This window comes from Pseudomonas iranensis, from assembly GCF_014268585.2.
GTDB lineage: Bacteria > Pseudomonadota > Gammaproteobacteria > Pseudomonadales > Pseudomonadaceae > Aquipseudomonas > Aquipseudomonas iranensis.
Genome location: NZ_CP077092.1, coordinates 5120381 through 5139186 on the forward strand (window position 1 = coordinate 5120381; position 18806 = coordinate 5139186).

23 protein-coding genes and 1 tRNA gene are annotated in these 18806 nt (G+C 59.5%); 4 read left to right on the forward strand and 20 right to left on the reverse strand.

Translation table 11 applies throughout. The features are described from left to right. Nucleotide 1: 1 nt before the first annotated feature. From rlmN to trmJ, 12 genes are all read right to left on the reverse strand, one after another. On the reverse strand, nucleotides 2-1150 hold the full coding sequence (gene rlmN / locus HU724_RS22945) for a dual-specificity RNA methyltransferase RlmN (protein ID WP_186569503.1): 1149 nt from the start codon (nucleotides 1148-1150) through the stop codon (nucleotides 2-4). Between the two features lie 28 nt (nucleotides 1151-1178). Further along, nucleotides 1179-1604, reverse strand: coding sequence for a nucleoside-diphosphate kinase (gene ndk, locus HU724_RS22950; protein ID WP_024014216.1), 426 nt, complete (start codon nucleotides 1602-1604; stop codon nucleotides 1179-1181). A gap of 87 nt (nucleotides 1605-1691) precedes the next feature. Next, a complete protein-coding gene (iscX, locus tag HU724_RS22955; RefSeq protein ID WP_016773328.1) occupies nucleotides 1692-1892 on the reverse strand; it encodes a Fe-S cluster assembly protein IscX in 201 nt (66 codons plus the stop codon). A gap of 14 nt (nucleotides 1893-1906) precedes the next feature. Then, entirely contained in the window at nucleotides 1907-2248 is a 342-nt protein-coding gene (gene fdx / locus HU724_RS22960) for an ISC system 2Fe-2S type ferredoxin (RefSeq protein ID WP_016773327.1), read from the reverse strand. Next, entirely contained in the window at nucleotides 2248-4113 is a 1866-nt protein-coding gene (gene hscA / locus HU724_RS22965) for a Fe-S protein assembly chaperone HscA (RefSeq protein WP_073473310.1), read from the reverse strand. Before hscA ends, fdx begins: the two co-directional genes overlap by 1 nt. 50 nt (nucleotides 4114-4163) lie before the next feature. Continuing rightward, nucleotides 4164-4685: a co-chaperone HscB gene (gene hscB / locus HU724_RS22970; RefSeq protein WP_016773325.1), complete on the reverse strand. Its 522-nt coding sequence runs from the start codon at nucleotides 4683-4685 to the stop codon at nucleotides 4164-4166. Nucleotides 4686-4693: 8 nt separating this feature from the next. After that, nucleotides 4694-5017, reverse strand: a complete 324-nt coding sequence (gene iscA / locus HU724_RS22975) for an iron-sulfur cluster assembly protein IscA (protein WP_003227904.1) — start codon at nucleotides 5015-5017, stop codon at nucleotides 4694-4696. Nucleotides 5018-5051: 34 nt separating this feature from the next. Next, nucleotides 5052-5438: a Fe-S cluster assembly scaffold IscU gene (iscU, locus tag HU724_RS22980; protein WP_003227907.1), complete on the reverse strand. Its 387-nt coding sequence runs from the start codon at nucleotides 5436-5438 to the stop codon at nucleotides 5052-5054. A 100-nt stretch (nucleotides 5439-5538) separates the two neighbouring features. Further along, nucleotides 5539-6753, reverse strand: coding sequence for an IscS subfamily cysteine desulfurase (locus HU724_RS22985; RefSeq protein ID WP_016773324.1), 1215 nt, complete (start codon nucleotides 6751-6753; stop codon nucleotides 5539-5541). 50 nt (nucleotides 6754-6803) lie between these two features. Beyond that, nucleotides 6804-7295 (reverse strand): Fe-S cluster assembly transcriptional regulator IscR, encoded by a 492-nt coding sequence (iscR, locus tag HU724_RS22990; RefSeq protein WP_016773323.1) that lies wholly within the window; start codon nucleotides 7293-7295, stop codon nucleotides 6804-6806. Between the two features lie 240 nt (nucleotides 7296-7535). Further along, a complete protein-coding gene (gene cysE / locus HU724_RS22995; RefSeq protein WP_186569504.1) occupies nucleotides 7536-8312 on the reverse strand; it encodes a serine O-acetyltransferase in 777 nt (258 codons plus the stop codon). Between the two features lie 3 nt (nucleotides 8313-8315). Further along, nucleotides 8316-9086: a tRNA (cytosine(32)/uridine(32)-2'-O)-methyltransferase TrmJ gene (gene trmJ, locus HU724_RS23000; RefSeq protein ID WP_073473313.1), complete on the reverse strand. Its 771-nt coding sequence runs from the start codon at nucleotides 9084-9086 to the stop codon at nucleotides 8316-8318. Nucleotides 9087-9231: 145 nt separating this feature from the next. Here trmJ and suhB point away from each other — a divergent pair, with 145 nt between their 5' ends. After that, nucleotides 9232-10050 (forward strand): type III secretion system regulator SuhB, encoded by an 819-nt coding sequence (suhB, locus tag HU724_RS23005; RefSeq protein ID WP_016773320.1) that lies wholly within the window; start codon nucleotides 9232-9234, stop codon nucleotides 10048-10050. 241 nt (nucleotides 10051-10291) lie between these two features. Here suhB and HU724_RS23010 read toward each other — a convergent pair whose 3' ends face one another. The 6 genes from HU724_RS23010 to queA form a co-directional block, all read right to left on the reverse strand. Then, nucleotides 10292-10840, reverse strand: coding sequence for a glycine zipper 2TM domain-containing protein (locus HU724_RS23010; RefSeq protein WP_007916907.1), 549 nt, complete (start codon nucleotides 10838-10840; stop codon nucleotides 10292-10294). 121 nt (nucleotides 10841-10961) lie between these two features. Further along, on the reverse strand, nucleotides 10962-11876 hold the full coding sequence (gene secF / locus HU724_RS23015; protein ID WP_186569505.1) for a protein translocase subunit SecF: 915 nt from the start codon (nucleotides 11874-11876) through the stop codon (nucleotides 10962-10964). A gap of 9 nt (nucleotides 11877-11885) precedes the next feature. Further along, on the reverse strand, nucleotides 11886-13754 hold the full coding sequence (gene secD, locus HU724_RS23020; RefSeq protein ID WP_016773318.1) for a protein translocase subunit SecD: 1869 nt from the start codon (nucleotides 13752-13754) through the stop codon (nucleotides 11886-11888). 65 nt (nucleotides 13755-13819) lie between these two features. Next, nucleotides 13820-14158 carry a preprotein translocase subunit YajC gene (gene yajC / locus HU724_RS23025; protein ID WP_016773317.1) on the reverse strand — a complete coding sequence of 113 codons (339 nt, stop codon included), beginning with the start codon at nucleotides 14156-14158 and terminating at the stop codon, nucleotides 13820-13822. Nucleotides 14159-14201: 43 nt separating this feature from the next. Further along, nucleotides 14202-15317, reverse strand: a complete 1116-nt coding sequence (tgt, locus tag HU724_RS23030) for a tRNA guanosine(34) transglycosylase Tgt (RefSeq protein WP_160768392.1) — start codon at nucleotides 15315-15317, stop codon at nucleotides 14202-14204. A gap of 14 nt (nucleotides 15318-15331) precedes the next feature. After that, nucleotides 15332-16396 carry a tRNA preQ1(34) S-adenosylmethionine ribosyltransferase-isomerase QueA gene (gene queA / locus HU724_RS23035; protein WP_186569506.1) on the reverse strand — a complete coding sequence of 355 codons (1065 nt, stop codon included), beginning with the start codon at nucleotides 16394-16396 and terminating at the stop codon, nucleotides 15332-15334. A gap of 108 nt (nucleotides 16397-16504) precedes the next feature. On the opposite strand from queA, the gene HU724_RS23040 reads away from it, so the two are divergent. After that, nucleotides 16505-16589, forward strand: a tRNA-Leu gene (locus tag HU724_RS23040). 123 nt (nucleotides 16590-16712) lie between these two features. Here the strand turns inward: HU724_RS23040 and HU724_RS23045 are convergent. Beyond that, nucleotides 16713-16931, reverse strand: a complete 219-nt coding sequence (locus HU724_RS23045; RefSeq protein WP_225927642.1) for a DUF6429 family protein — start codon at nucleotides 16929-16931, stop codon at nucleotides 16713-16715. A gap of 221 nt (nucleotides 16932-17152) precedes the next feature. On the opposite strand from HU724_RS23045, the gene HU724_RS23050 reads away from it, so the two are divergent. Further along, a complete protein-coding gene (locus tag HU724_RS23050; RefSeq protein WP_016773313.1) occupies nucleotides 17153-17482 on the forward strand; it encodes a hypothetical protein in 330 nt (109 codons plus the stop codon). A 35-nt stretch (nucleotides 17483-17517) separates the two neighbouring features. On the opposite strand, the gene HU724_RS23055 is transcribed toward HU724_RS23050, so the two are convergent. After that, nucleotides 17518-18267: a hypothetical protein gene (locus HU724_RS23055; RefSeq protein WP_186569508.1), complete on the reverse strand. Its 750-nt coding sequence runs from the start codon at nucleotides 18265-18267 to the stop codon at nucleotides 17518-17520. 115 nt (nucleotides 18268-18382) lie between these two features. Here HU724_RS23055 and HU724_RS23060 point away from each other — a divergent pair, with 115 nt between their 5' ends. Then, a complete protein-coding gene (locus HU724_RS23060; RefSeq protein WP_016773311.1) occupies nucleotides 18383-18748 on the forward strand; it encodes a hypothetical protein in 366 nt (121 codons plus the stop codon). The last annotated feature ends 58 nt before the right edge of the window (nucleotides 18749-18806 follow it).

Here is an 18806-nt window from a genome sequence, read left to right on the forward strand (position 1 = left end):
CTTAGTTAGTGTTCGCGGCGTTCTGTGCCAGATCGCTGTCGGCGCTCAACTCGCGCACGGCGATGTAACGTTCGCTGCGACGGGTGCGATCCAGCACCTGCCCTACCAATTGACCACATGCGGCATCGATGTCTTCACCACGGGTGGTGCGCACGGTGACGTTGAAACCGGCCTGATGCAACTGATCCTGGAAGCGGCGGATGGCATTGTTGCTCGGCCGCTCGTACCCGGAGTGCGGGAACGGGTTGAACGGGATCAGGTTGATCTTGCACGGGATATCTTTAAGCAACTCGATCATTTCCACCGCGTGCTCAAGCTTGTCGTTGACGTCCTTGAGCAAGGTGTACTCGATGGTCAGCACACGTTTCTCGCCAAGGGCGGACATGTAGCGCTGGCACGACTCGAGCAGCATCTTAAGCGGATATTTCTTGTTGATCGGCACCAATTGGTTACGCAATGCGTCATTCGATGCGTGCAGGGACAACGCCAGGGACACGTCGATGTGCTTGGCCAGCTCATCGATCATCGGCACCACGCCCGAGGTGGACAGGGTCACACGGCGCTTGGAGATCCCGTAGCCGAGGTCATCCATCATCAGATGCATGGCGGCGACGACGTTGTCGAAGTTCAGCAACGGCTCGCCCATGCCCATCATCACCACGTTGGTGATGGCGCGGTCGACGGTGGCCGGGACGCTGCCGAAAGATTTGTTGGCAATCCACACCTGACCGATGACTTCGGCGGCGGTGAGGTTGCTGTTGAAGCCTTGCTTGCCGGTGGAGCAGAAACTGCAATCCAGGGCACAGCCTGCCTGGGACGAAACGCACAGAGTGCCGCGCTTGCCCTGGGGAATGTACACGGTCTCGACGCAGCTGCCGGACGCCACGCGCACCACCCATTTACGGGTGCCGTCGCTGGAGATGTCCTCGCTGACCACTTCCGGACCACGTACTTCAGCAATGGCCTTGAGCTTGTCGCGCAAGGCTTTGCTGACGTTCGTCATGGCGTCGAAATCATCGACGCCAAAGTGGTGAATCCATTTCATTACCTGACCGGCACGGAAACGCTTCTCCCCGATTGAGTCGAAGAATTTTTCCATTTCCGGCTGGGTCAGACCCAGCAGGTTTGTTTTAACAGTCGATGTAGTCATGGATTCACCTTCACTCTGCAAGCAATGCTTAGCGAGTGGTTACTTCAGTAGCTGCGAAGAAGTAAGCGATTTCGCGAGCGGCAGCAGCTTCGGAGTCCGAACCGTGAACGGCGTTGGCGTCGATCGATTCAGCGAAGTCAGCACGGATGGTGCCGGCAGCAGCTTCTTTAGGGTTGGTAGCGCCCATCAGCTCACGGTTGCGAGCGATAGCGTTTTCGCCTTCCAGAACCTGAACGACAACCGGACCGGAAGTCATGAAAGCAACCAGGTCACCGAAGAAACCGCGCTCGCTGTGCTCAGCGTAGAAGCCTTCGGCTTCGGCTTTGGACAGTTGCTTCAGTTTCGAAGCTACAACGCGCAGGCCAGCGTCTTCGAAGCGAGTGGTGATCTTGCCGATCACGTTTTTAGCAACGGCGTCAGGCTTGATGATGGAGAAAGTACGTTGAACAGCCATGGTGTAACTCCAGAAACGGTAATTTGCGAAAAATTAAACCCGCGAATTATACGCGGGTTCTTGGGTATTGCCTAACCTGCGAGACGATCAGTCCAATTCTGCGGCCCAGAGCTCCTGAACCGCTTCGAGCACCTTCTCGCCGACCCGGCCAGAAGTAGCATCGAAGTCAGGCAGTTCAAGAATCATCTGCTGCAAACGGACAAAACCTACAGAATACGGGTCGAGTCCCTCATGGGCCTCGGCCAGCTCTTCTGCAATGCGTTGAACATCATTCCAACCGTAGCTCATGACAGTCTTACCAGTCAGTGCGGCGCTTCGGCCGCATGGTTAAGCGAATATTTCGGAATCTCGACGGTGAGGTCTTCCTCACCGACGATGGCCTGGCAAGCCAGACGCGATTGCGCTTCCAGGCCCCAGGCACGGTCGAGGAAGTCCTCTTCCAGCTCGTCGGCCTCTTCCAGCGAGTCGAAACCCTCGCGGATGATGCAGTGGCACGTGGTGCAGGCGCAGACGCCGCCGCACGCGCTTTCCATCTCGATATGGTGTTCGTGGGCCAGTTCGAGAATCGATGTGCCGGGCGCAGCCTCGACCACCATGCCTTCAGGGCAGAACTTCTCGTGGGGCAGAAAAATGACCTGCGGCATCAGATATCCTCGATTTCATTCAGGTTGCGCCCCGACAGAGCGGCTTTCACCGTCAGATCCATGCGGCGGGCAGCAAAAGCATCGGTCACTTGCGACAGACGTTTGGTCTGCTGCTCGATGGCGTAACCATCGGTACCTTTCATCAGTTCGGCCAGTTCCTGCATTTGCAGTTCGATGACCATGCGCTCTTCGGCGTCGAGCAGACGCTCGCCATCGGCCTCCAGCGCGCCCTGCACCGCTTCGAGCAGGCGCTGGGCATCGACTTGCTGCTCACGCAGAACGCGGGCGACCTTGTCGTCATTGGCGTGCTGGAACGAATCCTTGAGCATCTTGGCGATTTCGCCATCGGTCAGACCATAGGAAGGTTTGACCTGAATGCTCGCTTCAACGCCCGAACCCAACTCACGGGCAGACACGCTGAGCAGACCGTCGGCGTCGACCTGGAAGGTCACGCGAATTTTCGCTGCACCGGCCACCATTGCCGGAATGCCGCGCAATTCAAAGCGCGCCAGAGAGCGGCAATCGCTGATCAGCTCGCGCTCACCCTGCAAGACGTGGATCGCCATGGCCGACTGGCCGTCTTTATAGGTGGTGAAGTCCTGGGCGCGGGCGACGGGGATGGTGGTGTTGCGCGGAATCACCTTTTCCATCAGACCGCCCATGGTTTCCAAACCAAGGGACAGCGGAATCACGTCGAGCAGCAGCAGTTCGCCGCCATCGCGTTTGTTGCCAGCCAGCGTATCAGCCTGGATCGCGGCCCCGATGGCCACCACTTGATCCGGGTCGATTTCCGTCAATGGCTGACGACCGAAGGCTTCGGCAACGGCTTCACGAACACGTGGCACGCGGGTCGAACCGCCGACCATGACCACAGCGTGGACGTCTTCCAGTTCAATACCGGAATCGCGAACGGCGCGGCGGCAGGCTTTCAGGCTGCGCGCGACCATCGGCTCGATCAGCGCATCGAAGGCTTCGCGGGTCAGCTGTGCTTTCCAGTCGCCGTAAGCCACTTCCACACTGGCCGCATCGGTCAGGGCCTCTTTGGCCGCGCAGGCGGTTTGCAGCAGATTGCGTTGCGCGCCCGGGTCGAGATCGGCAGAGAGGCCAGCGCTCTCGATGATCCAGCCGGCAATCGCGTGATCGAAGTCATCGCCGCCCAGCGCACTGTCGCCGCCGGTGGCCAGAACCTCGAAAACGCCGCCAGTCAGACGCAGAATGGAAATATCGAAAGTGCCGCCACCCAGGTCGTAGATCGCCACCAGACCTTCAGCGTGTTGATCCAGACCATACGCCACAGCAGCAGCGGTCGGCTCATTGAGCAGACGCAACACGTTCAGACCGGCGAGCTTGGCCGCATCTTTGGTGGCCTGACGCTGCGCATCGTCGAAGTAGGCAGGAACGGTGATCACCGCGCCAACCAGTTCGCCACCCAAGGTCGCCTCAGCGCGCTGACGCAGGACCTTGAGGATATCGGCGGAGACTTCAACCGGGCTTTTCGGGCCTTGCACGGTGTCGATGAACGGCATGTGCGATTCGCCACCGACAAAGCGGTACGGCAGTTGTTCGCCCAATTGCTTGACGTCGGACAGACCACGACCCATCAAGCGCTTGACCGAGAGCACGGTGTTCAGGGGATCGGAGGCTGCTGCCAGCTTGGCGGACTCACCGACTTCGACGCGGTCGGCGTGATAACGCACGGCGGACGGCAGGATGACCTGCCCGTTGGCGTCGGCCAGCGGTTCGGAAAGACCACTGCGCAGCGCAGCGACCAGCGAATTTGTAGTACCCAAGTCGATGCCCACAGCCAGACGACGCTGGTGCGGTTGAGGACTTTGGCCGGGTTCGGCGATCTGCAGTAGAGCCATGGTGATCAGGTCTTGTCTGTCTGTCAGCGTGCAATCAGGGCAGCACTGGATTAATCGTCGAGGCGCTCTTCCAGCTGGCGCACTTCGTAGGTGAGCTTGTCGAGGAACTGCATGCGCCGCATCAGGCGTTCGGCCTGCTCGCGTTGCGCTGCATCATCCCAACAGGCTGCGAAGCTTTCGTTGAGCTGTTCCTGAGCCGCCTTCAAGCGACGCTTGAATACCGCGACACCGTCGAGGTCGGCACTGTCCTGCAGATCTTCGAGCTCTTCGCGCCATTGCATCTGCTGCAGAAGGAATTCGGGATCGTGGACAGTGACTTCCATCGGCACTTCGTGCCCGCTGATTTTCAGCAGGTAGCGTGCGCGCTGGGCCGGGCTCTTGAGCGTCTGGTACGCGTCGTTGAGCCGCGCCGATTGCTCGAGCGCCGAGCGCTGCTCGCGTTCGGATGCATCGGCAAAACGGTCAGGATGGACGCCGCGCGCCAACTCACGGTAGCGCGTGGCCAACTGCTCGAGATCCAGGCGGAAGCTCGGTTGCAGCTCGAATAAAGCGAAATGACAAGGAATACCCACGACCAGCCTCAGATGTTGAAGCTTTCGCCGCAGCCACATTCACCGCGCACGTTGGGGTTGTTGAACTTGAAGCCTTCGTTCAACCCTTCCTTGACGAAGTCGAGCTCGGTGCCATCCAGGTAGGCCAGGCTTTTCGGGTCGATGATCACCTTTTCGCCGTGACTCTCGAACACCTGATCCTCCGCCACTACCTCGTCGACAAACTCCAGCACGTACGCAAGGCCGGAACAGCCTGTGGTGCGAACACCCAGACGAATCCCTTCACCTTTGCCGCGCCCGTCGAGGGAGCGCCGCACGTGTCGAGCAGCCGCTTCTGTCATGCTGATAGCCATCGTTGACTCCTTACTCGTCGCCGAATCTTGAAATTCAGATCAAGCCTTTCTTCTGCTTGTAGTCGCGAACAGCCGCTTTGATAGCGTCTTCTGCGAGCACGGAGCAGTGGATTTTCACTGGCGGCAAAGCCAGTTCTTCGGCCAGCTGAGTGTTCTTGATGGTTTCGGCTTCGTCCAGAGTCTTGCCCTTCATCCACTCGGTAGCGAGGGAGCTAGAGGCGATTGCCGAACCGCAACCGTAGGTCTTGAACTTGGCGTCTTCGATAACGCCCTGATCGTTGACCTTGATCTGCAGACGCATCACGTCGCCGCACGCCGGAGCGCCGACCATGCCGGTGCCGACATCAGGATCTTCCGCGTTCATCTTGCCGACGTTGCGCGGGTTTTCGTAGTGGTCGATGACCTTTTCGCTGTAAGCCATGATTCTCAATCCTCACTCATCAGGGCCGCTCTTGAGACCCTGCAACTGCGCTGCGTTAACGCCGCGTCGCTACAGGATCTGTATCCGGCGGCTTCTATAGTTAGTGTGCCGCCCACTCGATTTTCGATATATCGACGCCGTCTTTGTACATGTCCCACAGCGGCGACAGAGCGCGCAGCTTGGTAACGGCCTCGCAGACTTTCTGCGCGGCGTAGTCGATTTCTTCTTCGGTGGTGAAACGGCCGAAGGTAAAGCGGATCGAGCTGTGTGCCAGTTCGTCGTTGCGGCCCAGGGCGCGCAGTACGTACGAAGGCTCCAGCGACGCCGAGGTGCAGGCCGAACCGGACGATACCGCCAGATCCTTGAGCGCCATGATCAGCGACTCGCCTTCAACGTAGTTGAAGCTCAGGTTCAGGTTGTGCGGAACGCGGGCGGTCAGGCTGCCGTTGACGTACAGCTCTTCCAGGTGCTCGACCTGCTTGTAGAAGCGATCGCTCAAGGCTTTGATGCGCACGTTTTCGGCAGCCATGTCTTCCTTGGCTACGCGGAACGCTTCGCCCATGCCGACGATCTGGTGGGTCGCCAGGGTGCCGGAACGCATGCCGCGCTCGTGACCGCCGCCGTGCATGGTCGCTTCGATGCGCACACGCGGCTTGCGGCTGACGTACAGCGCGCCGATGCCTTTAGGGCCATAAGTCTTGTGGGCGGAGAACGACATCATGTCGACTTTCAGCTTCTGCAGGTCGATCTCGACCTTGCCAGTGGACTGAGCCGCGTCGACATGGAACAGCACGCCTTTGGCGCGCAGCATCTCGCCGATGGCAGCGATGTCGTTGATGGTGCCGATTTCGTTGTTGACGTGCATCACCGACACCAGAATGGTGTCTTCGCGCAGTGCGGCGTCAATCATTGCCGGGGTGATCAGACCGTCTTCGGTCGGCTCGAGGTAAGTCACTTCGAAGCCTTCACGCTCCAGCTGGCGCATGGTGTCGAGGACAGCCTTGTGCTCGATCTTGCTGGTGATCAGGTGCTTGCCCTTGGAGGCGTAGAAATGTGCCGCGCCCTTGATCGCCAGGTTGTCGGATTCGGTGGCACCGGAGGTCCAGACGATTTCACGCGGGTCGGCGTTGACCAGATCGGCCACCTGACGACGGGCGTTTTCGACGGACTCTTCAGCCTTCCAGCCGAACACGTGGGAGCGGGACGCCGGGTTACCGAAGTTTCCGTCGACCAGCAGGCATTCACTCATTTTCTGCGCAACGCGCGGATCAACCGGGGTGGTTGCAGAGTAATCAAGGTAAATCGGCAATTTCATGGACTATCTCCTAAATCAGGGCTGGCGTGCCGCGGGTAGCTCTTCGGCTGTCATTCGACGGCGGACGCTTCAATCTTGTCCAGGCGTGGCGCCTTGCTGCTGCAACGGCGCTGGTCCTGACGCTGGGCCACTTCTTGTACCTCACGGCGAGTCACAAGGTCGGCCAAGCTGATACCGCTCAGAAATTCGTGAATCTGCAGGCTCAAGTCGCACCACAGATGATGGGTCAGGCAGGTATCACCGGAATGGCAATCGCCCTGGCCCTGGCACTTGGTGGCATCGACCGATTCGTTCACCGCATCGATCACCTGGGCGACCTGGATGCCCTGCATGTCGCGGGACAACTGGTAGCCACCACCCGGACCGCGAACGCTGGAAACCAGGTTGCTGCGGCGCAGCTTGGCGAACAGCTGCTCGAGGTAGGACAGCGAGATGCCTTGGCGCTCGGAGATATCGGCCAGAGACACCGGCCCGTGCTGCGCGTGCAACGCCAGGTCAAGCATGGCGGTCACGGCGTATCGGCCTTTTGTAGTCAGTCGCATGGACAGTTACCACGGAGTTCGGAATGGGCGGGAGTATGCAATTCCCGAGCATTTAAGTCAACTATAAGACCTAGTGCTTTAGTCGGGTTTACCCGCAAAAGAGCGCGCGCACTATAGCAAAGACGGGCTGCGGACAGCCAGCGCAACCGCGTGATCGATCTTCGCGAGCAGGCTCGCTCCCACATTGGAATGCATTGCTCTTGTGGGAGCGAGCCTGCTCGCGAAAAGCAGCGCCGCGGTTCAGCCGGCTTTCGATTCGTCCTTGCCTTTGACGCAAGCGAAGTCCTCTTCACGCAGCTCAGGCAGATCTTTCGCACAGTAATTGCTGCCCAGATCCTTCAGCGCGCCGCACATGCCTTCCAGACGCCCGTCCACCGCTTGCAGATGATCGAGCAACTGGCCGATGGCGCGGGCCACCGGGTCGGGCATGTCTTCGCTGACACCGTAGGCATCGAAACCGATCTTTTCCGCCATGGCTTTGCGCTTGGCGTCCTGCTCTTCATCGGTCTTGACGATGATCCGCCCCGGAATCCCCACCACAGTGGCGCCGGGCGGCACTTCCTTGGTGACCACAGCGTTGGAGCCGACTTTGGCGCCTGCACCCACCGTGAACGGACCGAGAACCTTGGCCCCGGCACCGACTACAACGCCGTCTCCGAGAGTCGGGTGGCGCTTGCCTTTGTTCCAACTGGTGCCGCCGAGGGTCACGCCTTGATAGATGGTGACGTCGTCGCCGATCTCGGCGGTTTCACCAATGACGATGCCCATGCCGTGATCGATGAAGAAACGCCGACCTATCTTGGCACCCGGATGAATCTCGATCCCGGTCAGCCAGCGACCGAAGTTCGACACCAGCCGCGCCAGCCATTTCAGTTCGTTGCGCCAGAGCATGCCGGCCAGACGATGAATCCAGATCGCATGCATGCCGGGGTAGCAGGTCAGGACTTCAAAAGCGTTACGCGCCGCCGGGTCTCGATGGAATACGCTCTGGATATCTTCACGCAAACGCTCAAACATCATTCAATCCTTCCGCTTTAGAAGCTCGCCACGGGCCGCTTTCTGGGTTTCCGTGAGGATGCCACGCAAAATATTCATTTCCGCCCGACTGACCGAGCTGCGTCCGTACAACCGGCGCAGGCGCGCCATCAAGTGCCGTGGTTTTTCCGGGTCGAGGAATTCGATGGCAACCAGCGTCTGCTCCAGGTGCTCATAGAATCGCTCCAGCTCATCCATGGTCGCCAGCTCGGCGCTTTTCACCGAGGCCACTTCTTCTTTCTCAACCTTGCTCGGCTGACCCTGTGCAGCCAGCCAGGCCATGCGCACTTCATAACTCAATACCTGCACCGCCGCCCCGAGGTTCAGCGAACTGAACGTCGGGTCGGAAGGGATGTGCACGTGAAAGTGACATCGCTGCAGCTCTTCATTGGTCAGGCCGGAGTCTTCACGGCCGAACACCAAAGCAATCTCCGCGCCCTGCCCGGCTTCCTCGACCACCTTGTTGCCGCATTCGCGCGGGTCCAGCAGTGGCCAGGGAATGCGCCGGTCGCGGGCGCTGGTGCCGAGCACCAGATTGCAGCCGACCAGAGCATCTTCCAAGGTGGCGACGACTTGCGCGTTTTCAAGGATGTCACCGGCACCGGAGGCGCGGGCGTCGGCCTCGTGGTGCGGGAAGACCCGCGGTTCGACCAGCACCAGTCGCGACAGACCCATGTTTTTCATGGCGCGCGCGGCCCCGCCGATGTTGCCGGGGTGGCTGGTGTTGACCAGGACGACACGAATGTTCTGCAGCAAGGGAGGCGCTCTCGGACACAGGAAAGGGGGGCAAATCTTACAGAACAGCCTACCGTTAAGCTATGAAAGCGAACAGCGTCCTTCACCTGAAGAAAAGTTCTGATAGAATGCGCGGCTTTCTTTAACAACCTTAGGTGACACATCCATGCAGCCCATGCTGAATATCGCGCTGCGCGCCGCCCGCAGCGCCAGTGAACTGATCTTCCGCTCCATCGAGCGCCTGGATACCATCAAGGTCGACGAAAAAGACGCCAAGGATTACGTATCCGAGGTCGATCGCGCCGCTGAACAGAAAATCATCGATGCCCTGCGCAAGGCTTACCCGAATCACTCGATTCAGGGTGAAGAAACCGGCCTGCACGCTGGCACCGGCATCGAAGGCGAAGAGTACCTGTGGATCATCGATCCGCTGGACGGCACCACCAACTTCCTCCGTGGCATTCCGCACTTTGCAGTGAGCATTGCCTGCAAATATCGTGGTCGCCTGGAACACGCAGTGGTTCTGGACCCGGTCCGCCAGGAAGAATTCACCGCCAGCCGTGGTCGCGGCGCTCAACTGAACGGTCGTCGCCTGCGCGTCAGTGGTCGCACCAGCCTCGACGGCGCTCTGCTCGGCACTGGGTTCCCGTTCCGTGACGACCAGATGGACAACCTCGACAACTACCTCGGCATGTTCCGCGCCCTGGTTGGCCAGACTGCCGGCATCCGCCGCGCCGGTTCGGCGAGCCTGGACCTGGCTTACGTGGCTGCCGGTCGTTTCGATGCGTTCTGGGAATCGGGCCTGTCCGAGTGGGACATGGCTGCAGGCGCCCTGCTGATTCAAGAAGCCGGCGGCCTGGTGAGCGATTTCACCGGCGGTCACGACTTCCTGGAAAAAGGCCACATCGTTGCCGGCAACACCAAATGCTTCAAGGCAGTGCTGACGGCGATCCAGCCGCACCTGCCGGCCTCGCTGAAGCGCTAAGCTTTACGCGAAACCAAAAAGCACCCTTCGGGGTGCTTTTTTTGTGCCTGCAATTCCAAACAGCACAATTCCCTGTGGGAGCGAGCCTGCTCGCGAATGGGCGTGCCAGCAAAGTAAATATCAACTGGTAGACCGTATTCGCGAGCAGGCTCGCTCGCACAGGTGAGAATCGCGCGCTGCCCTGAATCGCGGGTATAAAAAAAGCACCCCGCAGGGTGCTTCTTTTCACAACCGTAAATCCTTACTGAGCCGGCTCATTCTGCGACAGGATCAGCTTGCCTTCCTTGTCGACCGGAATCTGGTTGCCCGGATCGCGATCCATCCGCACTTTGCCTTCCTTGCCATCAAGCGAGTAACGCACATCGTAACCGACGACCTTGTCGCTGATGTCATTGACCGTGTTGCAGCGGGTTTGCGTGGTGGTGTAGGTGTCACGCTCCTGCATGCCCTCCTGCACCTTGTTGCCCGCATAACCGCCACCGACCGCACCGGCCACCGTGGCAATCTTCTTGCCGGTACCGCCGCCAATCTGGTTGCCCAGCAAACCACCGGCCAGCGCGCCGACCACGGTACCGGCGATCTGGTGTTGATCTTTTACCGGTGCCTGACGGGTCACCGTTACATCCTTGCATACTTCACGTGGAGTCTTGATCTGTGTCTTGACCGGCTCAACGGCTAATACTTGCGCATACTCAGGGCCGCTTTTAACCAGGCTGTAGGTGGCAACAGCACCCCCGGCTGTGACACCGACAGCACCCAATACCGCACCAACCAGCAACGACTTGTTCACATGAACCTCCTGACCATCACATGCGGGACACGCCCGCGCTTCTCCCAGCCTTGGAGCACAAAAAAAGGCGCGAGTTCAACTCGCGCCTTTTGTTGGCTGACAGCCGGGAAATCGCTGACCGTTATGGACGTTCGTCGACTTCCTTATCGGTGTTGGCCGGAGGAATCAGATCCTCGGTGGTCAGGTTCAGCCAGATCAGCACCACGTTGGCGATGTAGATCGACGAGTAGGTACCCGCCAGTACACCGATGAACAGTGCGATGGAGAAACCGAACAGGTTGTCGCCACCGAAGAACAGCAGCGCCGCGATCGCCAGCAGAGTGGAGATCGAGGTCGCCATGGTGCGCAGCAGGGTCTGGGTGGTCGAGATGTTGATGTTCTCGATCAGCGTCGCCTTGCGCAGCACGCGGAAGTTCTCACGCACCCGGTCGAAAACCACGATGGTGTCGTTCAGCGAGTAACCGATGATCGCCAGCACCGCTGCCAGCACTGTCAGATCGAAAGTGATCTGGAAGTACGAGAGGATACCCACGGTCACGATCACGTCGTGGATCAGCGAGACAATGGCGCCGACCGCAAACTTCCACTGAAAGCGGAACGCCAGGTAGATCAGGATGCCGCCGAGCGCCAGCAGCATGCCGAGGCCGCCCTGGTCGCGCAGCTCTTCACCGACCTGTGGGCCGACGAACTCGACACGCTTGACCGTAGCCGGGTTGTCACCGCCGACCTTTTGAAGCGCTTCCGCTACTTGATGGCCCAACTGCGGGTCTTCACCCGGCATGCGCACCAGCAGATCGGTGGTCGCACCGAAGTTCTGCACCACGGCTTCGTGATAACCGGAAGTCGCCAGTTGCTCGCGCACCTTGGTGACGTCGGCCGGACGCTCGTAGGTCAGCTCGATGAGCGTACCGCCGGTGAAGTCCAGGCCCCAGTTCATGCCCTTGGTGGCGACACTGAACAAGGCAATGACGGTAAGCAGCAATGTGACGCCGAACGCGAAGTTGCGAACGCCCATGAAGTTGATTGTACGTAACATGGCAGCCCCTTAAATCCACAACTTCTTGAAGTCACGTCCGCCAAAGATCAGGTTGACCATTGCGCGGGTCACCATGATGGCCGTGAACATCGAGGTAAAGATCCCGAGGGACATCGTCACTGCGAACCCCTTCACCGGGCCGGTGCCCATGGCGAAGAGAATGCCGCCGACCAGCAACGTGGTCAGGTTGGCGTCGAGAATCGCGGTGAATGCCCGGCCGAAGCCTTCGTTGATTGCCCGCTGCACAGTCATGCCAGCGGCGATCTCTTCACGAATCCGCGAGAAGATCAGTACGTTGGCGTCGACCGCCATACCCATCGTCAGGACGATACCGGCGATACCCGGCAGGGTCAGCGTGGCGCCCAGCAAGGACATCAACGCCAGCAGCAGCACCATGTTCACCGCCAGAGCGACGGTGGCGATGACGCCGAAGAAGCGGTAGATGGCGATGATGAACAGCGATACGAACAGCATGCCCCACAGGGAAGCATCGATACCTTTGGTGATGTTGTCAGCACCCAGGCTCGGACCGATTGTGCGCTCTTCAGCGAAGTACATCGGTGCAGCCAGACCACCGGCACGCAGCAGCAGCGCCAGTTCGGACGACTCGCCCTGACCGTTCAGGCCAGTGATGCGGAATTGCGCACCCAGCGGCGACTGAATGGTCGCCAGGCTGATGATCTTCTTCTCTTCCTTGAACGTCTGCACCGCAACGTCTTTCTCGACGCCATCAACCACTTGCTTGGTGTAAGTGGTGACCGGACGCTGTTCGATGAAGATCACCGCCATGCTGCGACCGACGTTGGAACGGGTCGCGCGGCTCATCAGCTCGCCACCATGACCATCCAGACGGATGTTCACTTCAGGCGTGCCGTGCTCGCCGAAACCGGCCTTGGCGTCGGTGACCTGGTCACCGGTGATGATCAGGCCACGCTCGATCTGCGCTGGCGGACGGTTGCCTTCGCGGAATTCGAACGATTCGGAAGTGGCTTTCGAAGCGCCCGGCTCGGCGGCCAGACGGAACTCAAGGTTGGCCGTCTTGCCGAGAATACGCTTGGCTTCGGCAGTGTCCTGCACGCCCGGCAGCTCAACCACGATGCGGTTGGCGCCCTGACGCTGCACGATCGGTTCGGCAACACCCAGCTCGTTGACGCGGTTACGTACCGTGGTCAGGTTCTGCTTGATGGAGTATTCACGGATTTCCGCCAGCTTGGCCGGGGTCATCGCCAGACGCAGCACCGGTTGACCGTTGAGGTCGGCCGGAACAATGTCGAAATCGTTGAAATTCTTGCGGATCAGCGCACGGGCCTGTTCGCGGGAATCTTCATCGCTGAAGCCCAACTGAATGGCACCGCCCAGTTGCGGCAGGCTGCGATAGCGCAGCTTCTCTTTGCGCAGCAGGCTCTTGACGTCGCCTTCGTAGACTTTCAGGCGCGCATCGAGGGCTTTGTCCATGTCCACTTCGAGCAGGAAGTGCACACCACCGGACAAGTCCAGACCCAGCTTCATCGGGTGCGCACCGAGGTTGCGCAGCCATTGCGGGGTGGTCTGTGCCAGGTTCAGCGCGACGACGTAGTCATCACCCAATGCCTTGCGTACAACGTCCTTGGCCGGCAGCTGATCTTCAGCCTTGCTCAGACGGATCAGACCGCCCTTGCCGCCCGCCGTCAGCGTAGCCGCCTTGACGTTGATGCCGGACTCTTTCAGCGCTGTGCTGACGCGAGCCAGATCGGCGTCATTGACCTGCAGAGCCGTGCTGGCGCCGCTGATCTGAATCGCCGGGTCATCGGGGTAAAGATTGGGAGCGGAATAAATCAGACCGATCGCCAGCACCGCCAGGATCAGAATGTATTTCCACAGAGGGTATTTGTTCAGCATCACGCCGCCCGTTATGAACGCGGGGCGCCTTGCGCGCCCCGTCGATTGAGTAGAAGTTGTTGCTCTTAGATCGCTTTCAGCGTGCCTTTTGGCAGCGTGGCGGCGATGGCGCCTTTCTGGAACTTCATTTCCACGGTGTCGGACACTTCCAGAACCACGAAGTCATCGGCAACCTTGGTGATCTTGCCGGCGATGCCGCCAGTGGTCACGACTTCGTCGCCCTTCTGCAGGCTGCTCAGCAGGTTCTTCTGCTCTTTGGCGCGCTTGGCCTGTGGACGCCAGATCATCAGGTAGAAGATGACCAGGAAGCCGACCAGGAAAATCCACTCGAAGCCGCCGCCCATTGGGCTTGCAGCAGCCGGTGCAGCTGCGTCAGCCATGGCGTTAGAGATAAAAAAGCTCATTTAGCACTCCAGTTGCAAATGTTGAATCTTGGGGTCAGAAAACTCAGTCCAAAGGCGGAACGGGAAGTCCGCGTTTGGCGTAGAAGGCATCGACAAAGGCGGCCAATGTACCCTGTTGAATAGCCTCGCGCAAACCAGCCATCAGCACCTGATAATGGCGCAAGTTATGGATGGTATTGAGCATGCTGCCGAGCATTTCGCCGCACTTGTCCAGGTGATGCAGATAAGCGCGTGAGAAGTTCTGGCAGGTGTAGCAATCGCAGGTCGGATCCAGCGGCGATTCATCATGGCGATGGAACGCGTTACGGATCTTCAGCACACCGGTATCGATGAACAGATGCCCATTGCGGGCATTACGGGTTGGCATCACGCAATCGAACATGTCCACCCCGCGGCGCACACCCTCAACCAGATCCTCCGGTTTGCCAACGCCCATAAGGTAACGAGGTTTGTCAGCGGGCATCTGGCCCGGCAGATAATCCAGCACCTTGATCATTTCGTGCTTCGGTTCGCCCACCGACAGACCGCCGATGGCGAGGCCGTCGAAGCCGATCTTGTCGAGGCCTTCGAGCGAGCGCATGCGCAGGTTTTCATGCATGCCGCCCTGAACGATGCCGAACAGCGCTGCGGTGTTGTCGCCGTGGGCATTCTTCGAACGCTGCGCCCAGCGCAGCGACAATTCCATCGATACGCGCGCGACGTCTTCGTCAGCCGGATACGGCGTGCATTCGTCGAAGATCATCACGATGTCGGAACCGAGATCGCGCTGCACCTGCATCGACTCTTCCGGGCCCATGAACACTTTGGCGCCGTCGACCGGAGAAGCGAAGGTCACGCCCTCCTCCTTGATCTTGCGCATCGCGCCGAGGCTGAACACCTGGAAACCGCCGGAGTCGGTGAGGATCGGGCCTTTCCACTGCATGAAATCGTGCAGGTCGCCGTGCTCCTTGATCACCTGAGTGCCGGGACGCAGCCACAGGTGAAAGGTGTTGCCCAGAATGATTTCCGCGCCCGTGGCGACGATGTCGCGCGGCAGCATGCCCTTGACCGTGCCGTAGGTGCCGACCGGCATGAACGCCGGGGTCTCGACGGTGCCACGGGGGAAGGTCAGGCGACCACGACGAGCCTTGCCATCGGTGGCCAGCAGCTCAAAGGACATTCGACATTCGCGACTCATTCTGTTTCCTCTGGGCCTGTCTGTTCAGGGGCAGTTGGAGCGGGATTGCGGGTGATGAACATTGCATCCCCGTAACTGAAAAAGCGGTATCCGTTTTCCACGGCGGCCTTGTAGGCGGCCATGGTTTCGGGATAACCGGCAAACGCGGAAACCAGCATCAACAGCGTGGATTCCGGCAAATGGAAATTGGTCACCAGGGCATCGACCACATGAAACGGCCGGCCCGGATAGATAAAGATGTCGGTGTCGCCACTGAACGGCTTGAGCACACCATCGCGCGCCGCGCTCTCCAGCGAACGCACGCTGGTGGTGCCGACCGCAACCACCCGACCGCCACGCGCACGGCACGCCGCCACCGCATCGACCACATCCTGGCCGACTTCCAGCCACTCGCTGTGCATGTGGTGATCTTCGATATTCTCGACACGCACCGGCTGAAACGTCCCCGCGCCGACGTGCAACGTCACGAACGCAGTCTCGACGCCCTTGGCAGCAATCGCCTGCATCAGCGGCTCGTCGAAATGCAGCCCCGCCGTCGGCGCTGCGACCGCGCCCAGACGCTGGGCATACACGGTCTGATAACGCTCGCGATCCGAGCCTTCATCCGGGCGGTCTATATAAGGAGGCAACGGCATGTGCCCGACGCGGTCGAGCAACGGCAAGACTTCCTCGGCAAAACCCAGCTCGAACAGCGCATCATGACGCGCGAGCATCTCGGCTTCGCCACCGCCGTCGATAAGGATCTTCGAACCCGGCTTCGGCGACTTGCTGGAGCGCACATGGGCCAGCACGCGGTGCGCATCGAGCACGCGCTCGATGAGAATTTCCAGCTTGCCGCCGGACGCTTTCTGCCCGAACAGCCGCGCCGGAATCACCCGGGTATTGTTGAACACCATCAAATCGCCCGGTCGCAAATGCTCAAGCAAATCAGTGAATTGACGGTGTGCCAGGGCGCCGCTCGGCCCATCAAGGGTCAGCAGGCGACTACCGCGACGCTCGGCCAACGGATGGCGGGCGATCAGCGAATCAGGAAGCTCGAAAGTAAAGTCAGCAACGCGCATGATGGGGTTCGTCTAGCAGGGCCGGAAAGTCTAGCGGAAATATCGAAAATTGACCATGAAACGTGATTGACCAACGGTAATCACCTCTCTATACTTCGCCGCCATTGAGCCCTGATGGCGGAATTGGTAGACGCGGCGGATTCAAAATCCGTTTTCGAAAGGAGTGGGAGTTCGAGTCTCCCTCGGGGCACCAACACAGAGAAAAAGGTCTTGCGAAAGCAAGGCCTTTTTTTTCGTCTGGTGGAAAGTGGTTGGTGCCTATCTGGCCTTCCTACCCAAGATCAAATCAGTTCCCGAAATCGGACGTGTGCCCACCCTACTCCTTGACTGCAAACATCCGATCAGCAATCTCCCGCCCCCGCTCCAACCCTTCCTCCGTCAACCATATCGATTTGTTCCGGTTCACCGGATTACTGATCAAACCCTGTTCGTGCAAGCGGTTCATGATCTCGAAGTCATAGCCCTTCCACGCATTGCCAGCGTCGGAGCTATAGGCTGCCAGGAGAGCAAGGACGGCGTCGTCGATCAGTTTCATGTCGTATTCCATGATGGTCGCTCCGCTGATGTTCAGTGTTTGTAATCAAAGCGTCGTATCAAAGTGGATGTCAATGCTGCGCGAGCTTGTAGGTTTTAGATGCCCGATTGCTGGTTGCCTCGACTGCGATCCCCGCCCGTATAATCACGCCCGCACGGCAAACCTCCTCTGGCGTTTTGCGCATTGGTTTCAAGCCTTCCACTTCACTGACAGACATCCCCATGGAAACCTCACTGGAAACCGTCGCCCTCTTCTCCCTCAAACTCGCCTACGAAGAAGAAGGCCTGAGCCCGATCCTGCGCGATGACATGGTCATGGGCGATTATCAGAAAGACGTTTTCGAGTTACTGGTGAAACGCGGCGATGTCGAGGCCATTCAGTTCAAGATGAACGAATGCCTGAACCTGGCGCTGGATGCCTTGGGTGGGGTCGAAAAGCCGTTGGGGCGGGAGTTGCGCAAGTTGTCGGCGGAGTTGGCTCAGGCGCGGTCGGTGGAGCAGCTGGGTCAGCCGCTGCTCGCGCTGAAGGGGTATCTGCGCGACATTCTTTGAGTGGTGCGCTACAGCCATGCCGCTATCTCGTCCGATCAGCGACGAGCTTTCAGTACTCGAATATCCGTTGGAAAGCCGTCAGCGCCAGCCAGTTTTTTCCAGCCCATGTATTGAAACTCACCATTGGGATCAATGTAGTCGCCCTTCTCTGCCTGCCCGCCGCCAACTATCGCGACACGCTTCACTTCGCCGCAGCCGCCATCCGATGGTCGCACCGTGTAGATCACATAGGGCTTCACGTATTGCGTGGCGCGGAAGTATTGGCCGCAGATTTCGTCGACGGTGATGAGCATGGTTTTCAGGCGGGCTTCGCCGTCGGTGTCTTCGTGCAGTTTCAGGAAGGAGATGTCGCCGACGTCGCTGTAGCCGAGAGAACGGGCGCGTTGGTAGGCGGGGGAGTTCTGGTGTGCAATTCTGCCTTCCTCCACACCGCGTTGCATTTGCGCGGCGAACTCGGCTTTGCCTTGGGCCAGGGTTGCCTCGGCGTGGGCGGCGACGTTTTCGCAGTGGGCGTACTCGCTGGAGTCGAGGTGTTGCGGTAGCAGGTTGAGGCGGCGCTCGTTCATGGAGGCGAGGCTGTCTTGCAGGCCCGACGTGGCTGCATAGGCAGCGGAGACGCGACCGCTCTGGACGTCGGCGATTGTCTCCTGCATCCGCTGGCAATTGGCGAGGTAGTAATTCCAGCTGGCTTGCGGGTGTTCTTTCGCGAAGCAGAAGGCTGGGGTAATGGAGATGGCAAGGGTGAGAGCGCCGAGTAGTTGCAGCAAACGGGTTGTGGAAAACATGGGTAGTCCATTACAGAGAAGGCATGGCGGGACGCTACTATTTTGCTATCGTGCCGTCCACTCTCTACAGGCGAGCAAGTTGCCGCCTCTGTCTCGTAGCCAGGAAAGAAATCCGATGGATGCTGTGTTGTGTTTGGTAGTCATGGCTGCAATGTGGTTCTGGGTGGTGCGACAGCGCGGGCACTGGAATCTGTTGTTGGCAAACCTCGCCGGAGCGGGCAGCGCTGTGGTGGCGGGCATTGTCTTCACGCTGCTTTACGACGGGCTGTTCGGCACCACCATGGCAGCGCCGGGACTGCATAATAGCCTGGTGGTGTTCATGACCAGCGCGGGCGTTCTGGCGGGTGTGTGGTTGTGGATCGCCAAACGTCGTCAGCCAGCGCATCCGGTTGCACGTCAACTGCTCGCGGGCGCCTGTGGCGTTGCCGCAGGCATGGTCACGTTGATTTTTCTGGCGGCGAATTATTTTCCGCAACCGTAGCCGGACGGCGCGTCTATTTTGCTATCTTGCCGCGCATCGTCGGGGCTTGCTGATCGTC

Coding starts and splice junctions, on each gene's coding strand:
- rlmN (WP_186569503.1), bottom strand. CDS start 1,150: ATGACTACATCGACTGTTAAAACAAACCTGCTGGGTCTGACCCAGCCG.
- ndk (WP_024014216.1), bottom strand. CDS start 1,604: ATGGCTGTTCAACGTACTTTCTCCATCATCAAGCCTGACGCCGTTGCT.
- iscX (WP_016773328.1), bottom strand. CDS start 1,892: ATGAGCTACGGTTGGAATGATGTTCAACGCATTGCAGAAGAGCTGGCC.
- fdx (WP_016773327.1), bottom strand. CDS start 2,248: ATGCCGCAGGTCATTTTTCTGCCCCACGAGAAGTTCTGCCCTGAAGGC.
- hscA (WP_073473310.1), bottom strand. CDS start 4,113: ATGGCTCTACTGCAGATCGCCGAACCCGGCCAAAGTCCTCAACCGCAC.
- iscA (WP_003227904.1), bottom strand. CDS start 5,017: ATGGCTATCAGCATGACAGAAGCGGCTGCTCGACACGTGCGGCGCTCC.
- iscU (WP_003227907.1), bottom strand. CDS start 5,438: ATGGCTTACAGCGAAAAGGTCATCGACCACTACGAAAACCCGCGCAAC.
- HU724_RS22985 (WP_016773324.1), bottom strand. CDS start 6,753: ATGAAATTGCCGATTTACCTTGATTACTCTGCAACCACCCCGGTTGAT.
- iscR (WP_016773323.1), bottom strand. CDS start 7,295: ATGCGACTGACTACAAAAGGCCGATACGCCGTGACCGCCATGCTTGAC.
- cysE (WP_186569504.1), bottom strand. CDS start 8,312: ATGTTTGAGCGTTTGCGTGAAGATATCCAGAGCGTATTCCATCGAGAC.
- suhB (WP_016773320.1), top strand. CDS start 9,232: ATGCAGCCCATGCTGAATATCGCGCTGCGCGCCGCCCGCAGCGCCAGT.
- secF (WP_186569505.1), bottom strand. CDS start 11,876: ATGTTACGTACAATCAACTTCATGGGCGTTCGCAACTTCGCGTTCGGC.
- secD (WP_016773318.1), bottom strand. CDS start 13,754: ATGCTGAACAAATACCCTCTGTGGAAATACATTCTGATCCTGGCGGTG.
- yajC (WP_016773317.1), bottom strand. CDS start 14,158: ATGAGCTTTTTTATCTCTAACGCCATGGCTGACGCAGCTGCACCGGCT.
- tgt (WP_160768392.1), bottom strand. CDS start 15,317: ATGTCCTTTGAGCTGCTGGCCACCGATGGCAAGGCTCGTCGTGGTCGC.
- queA (WP_186569506.1), bottom strand. CDS start 16,396: ATGCGCGTTGCTGACTTTACTTTCGAGCTTCCTGATTCGCTGATCGCC.
- HU724_RS23045 (WP_225927642.1), bottom strand. CDS start 16,931: ATGAAACTGATCGACGACGCCGTCCTTGCTCTCCTGGCAGCCTATAGC.
- HU724_RS23050 (WP_016773313.1), top strand. CDS start 17,153: ATGGAAACCTCACTGGAAACCGTCGCCCTCTTCTCCCTCAAACTCGCC.
- HU724_RS23055 (WP_186569508.1), bottom strand. CDS start 18,267: ATGTTTTCCACAACCCGTTTGCTGCAACTACTCGGCGCTCTCACCCTT.
- HU724_RS23060 (WP_016773311.1), top strand. CDS start 18,383: ATGGATGCTGTGTTGTGTTTGGTAGTCATGGCTGCAATGTGGTTCTGG.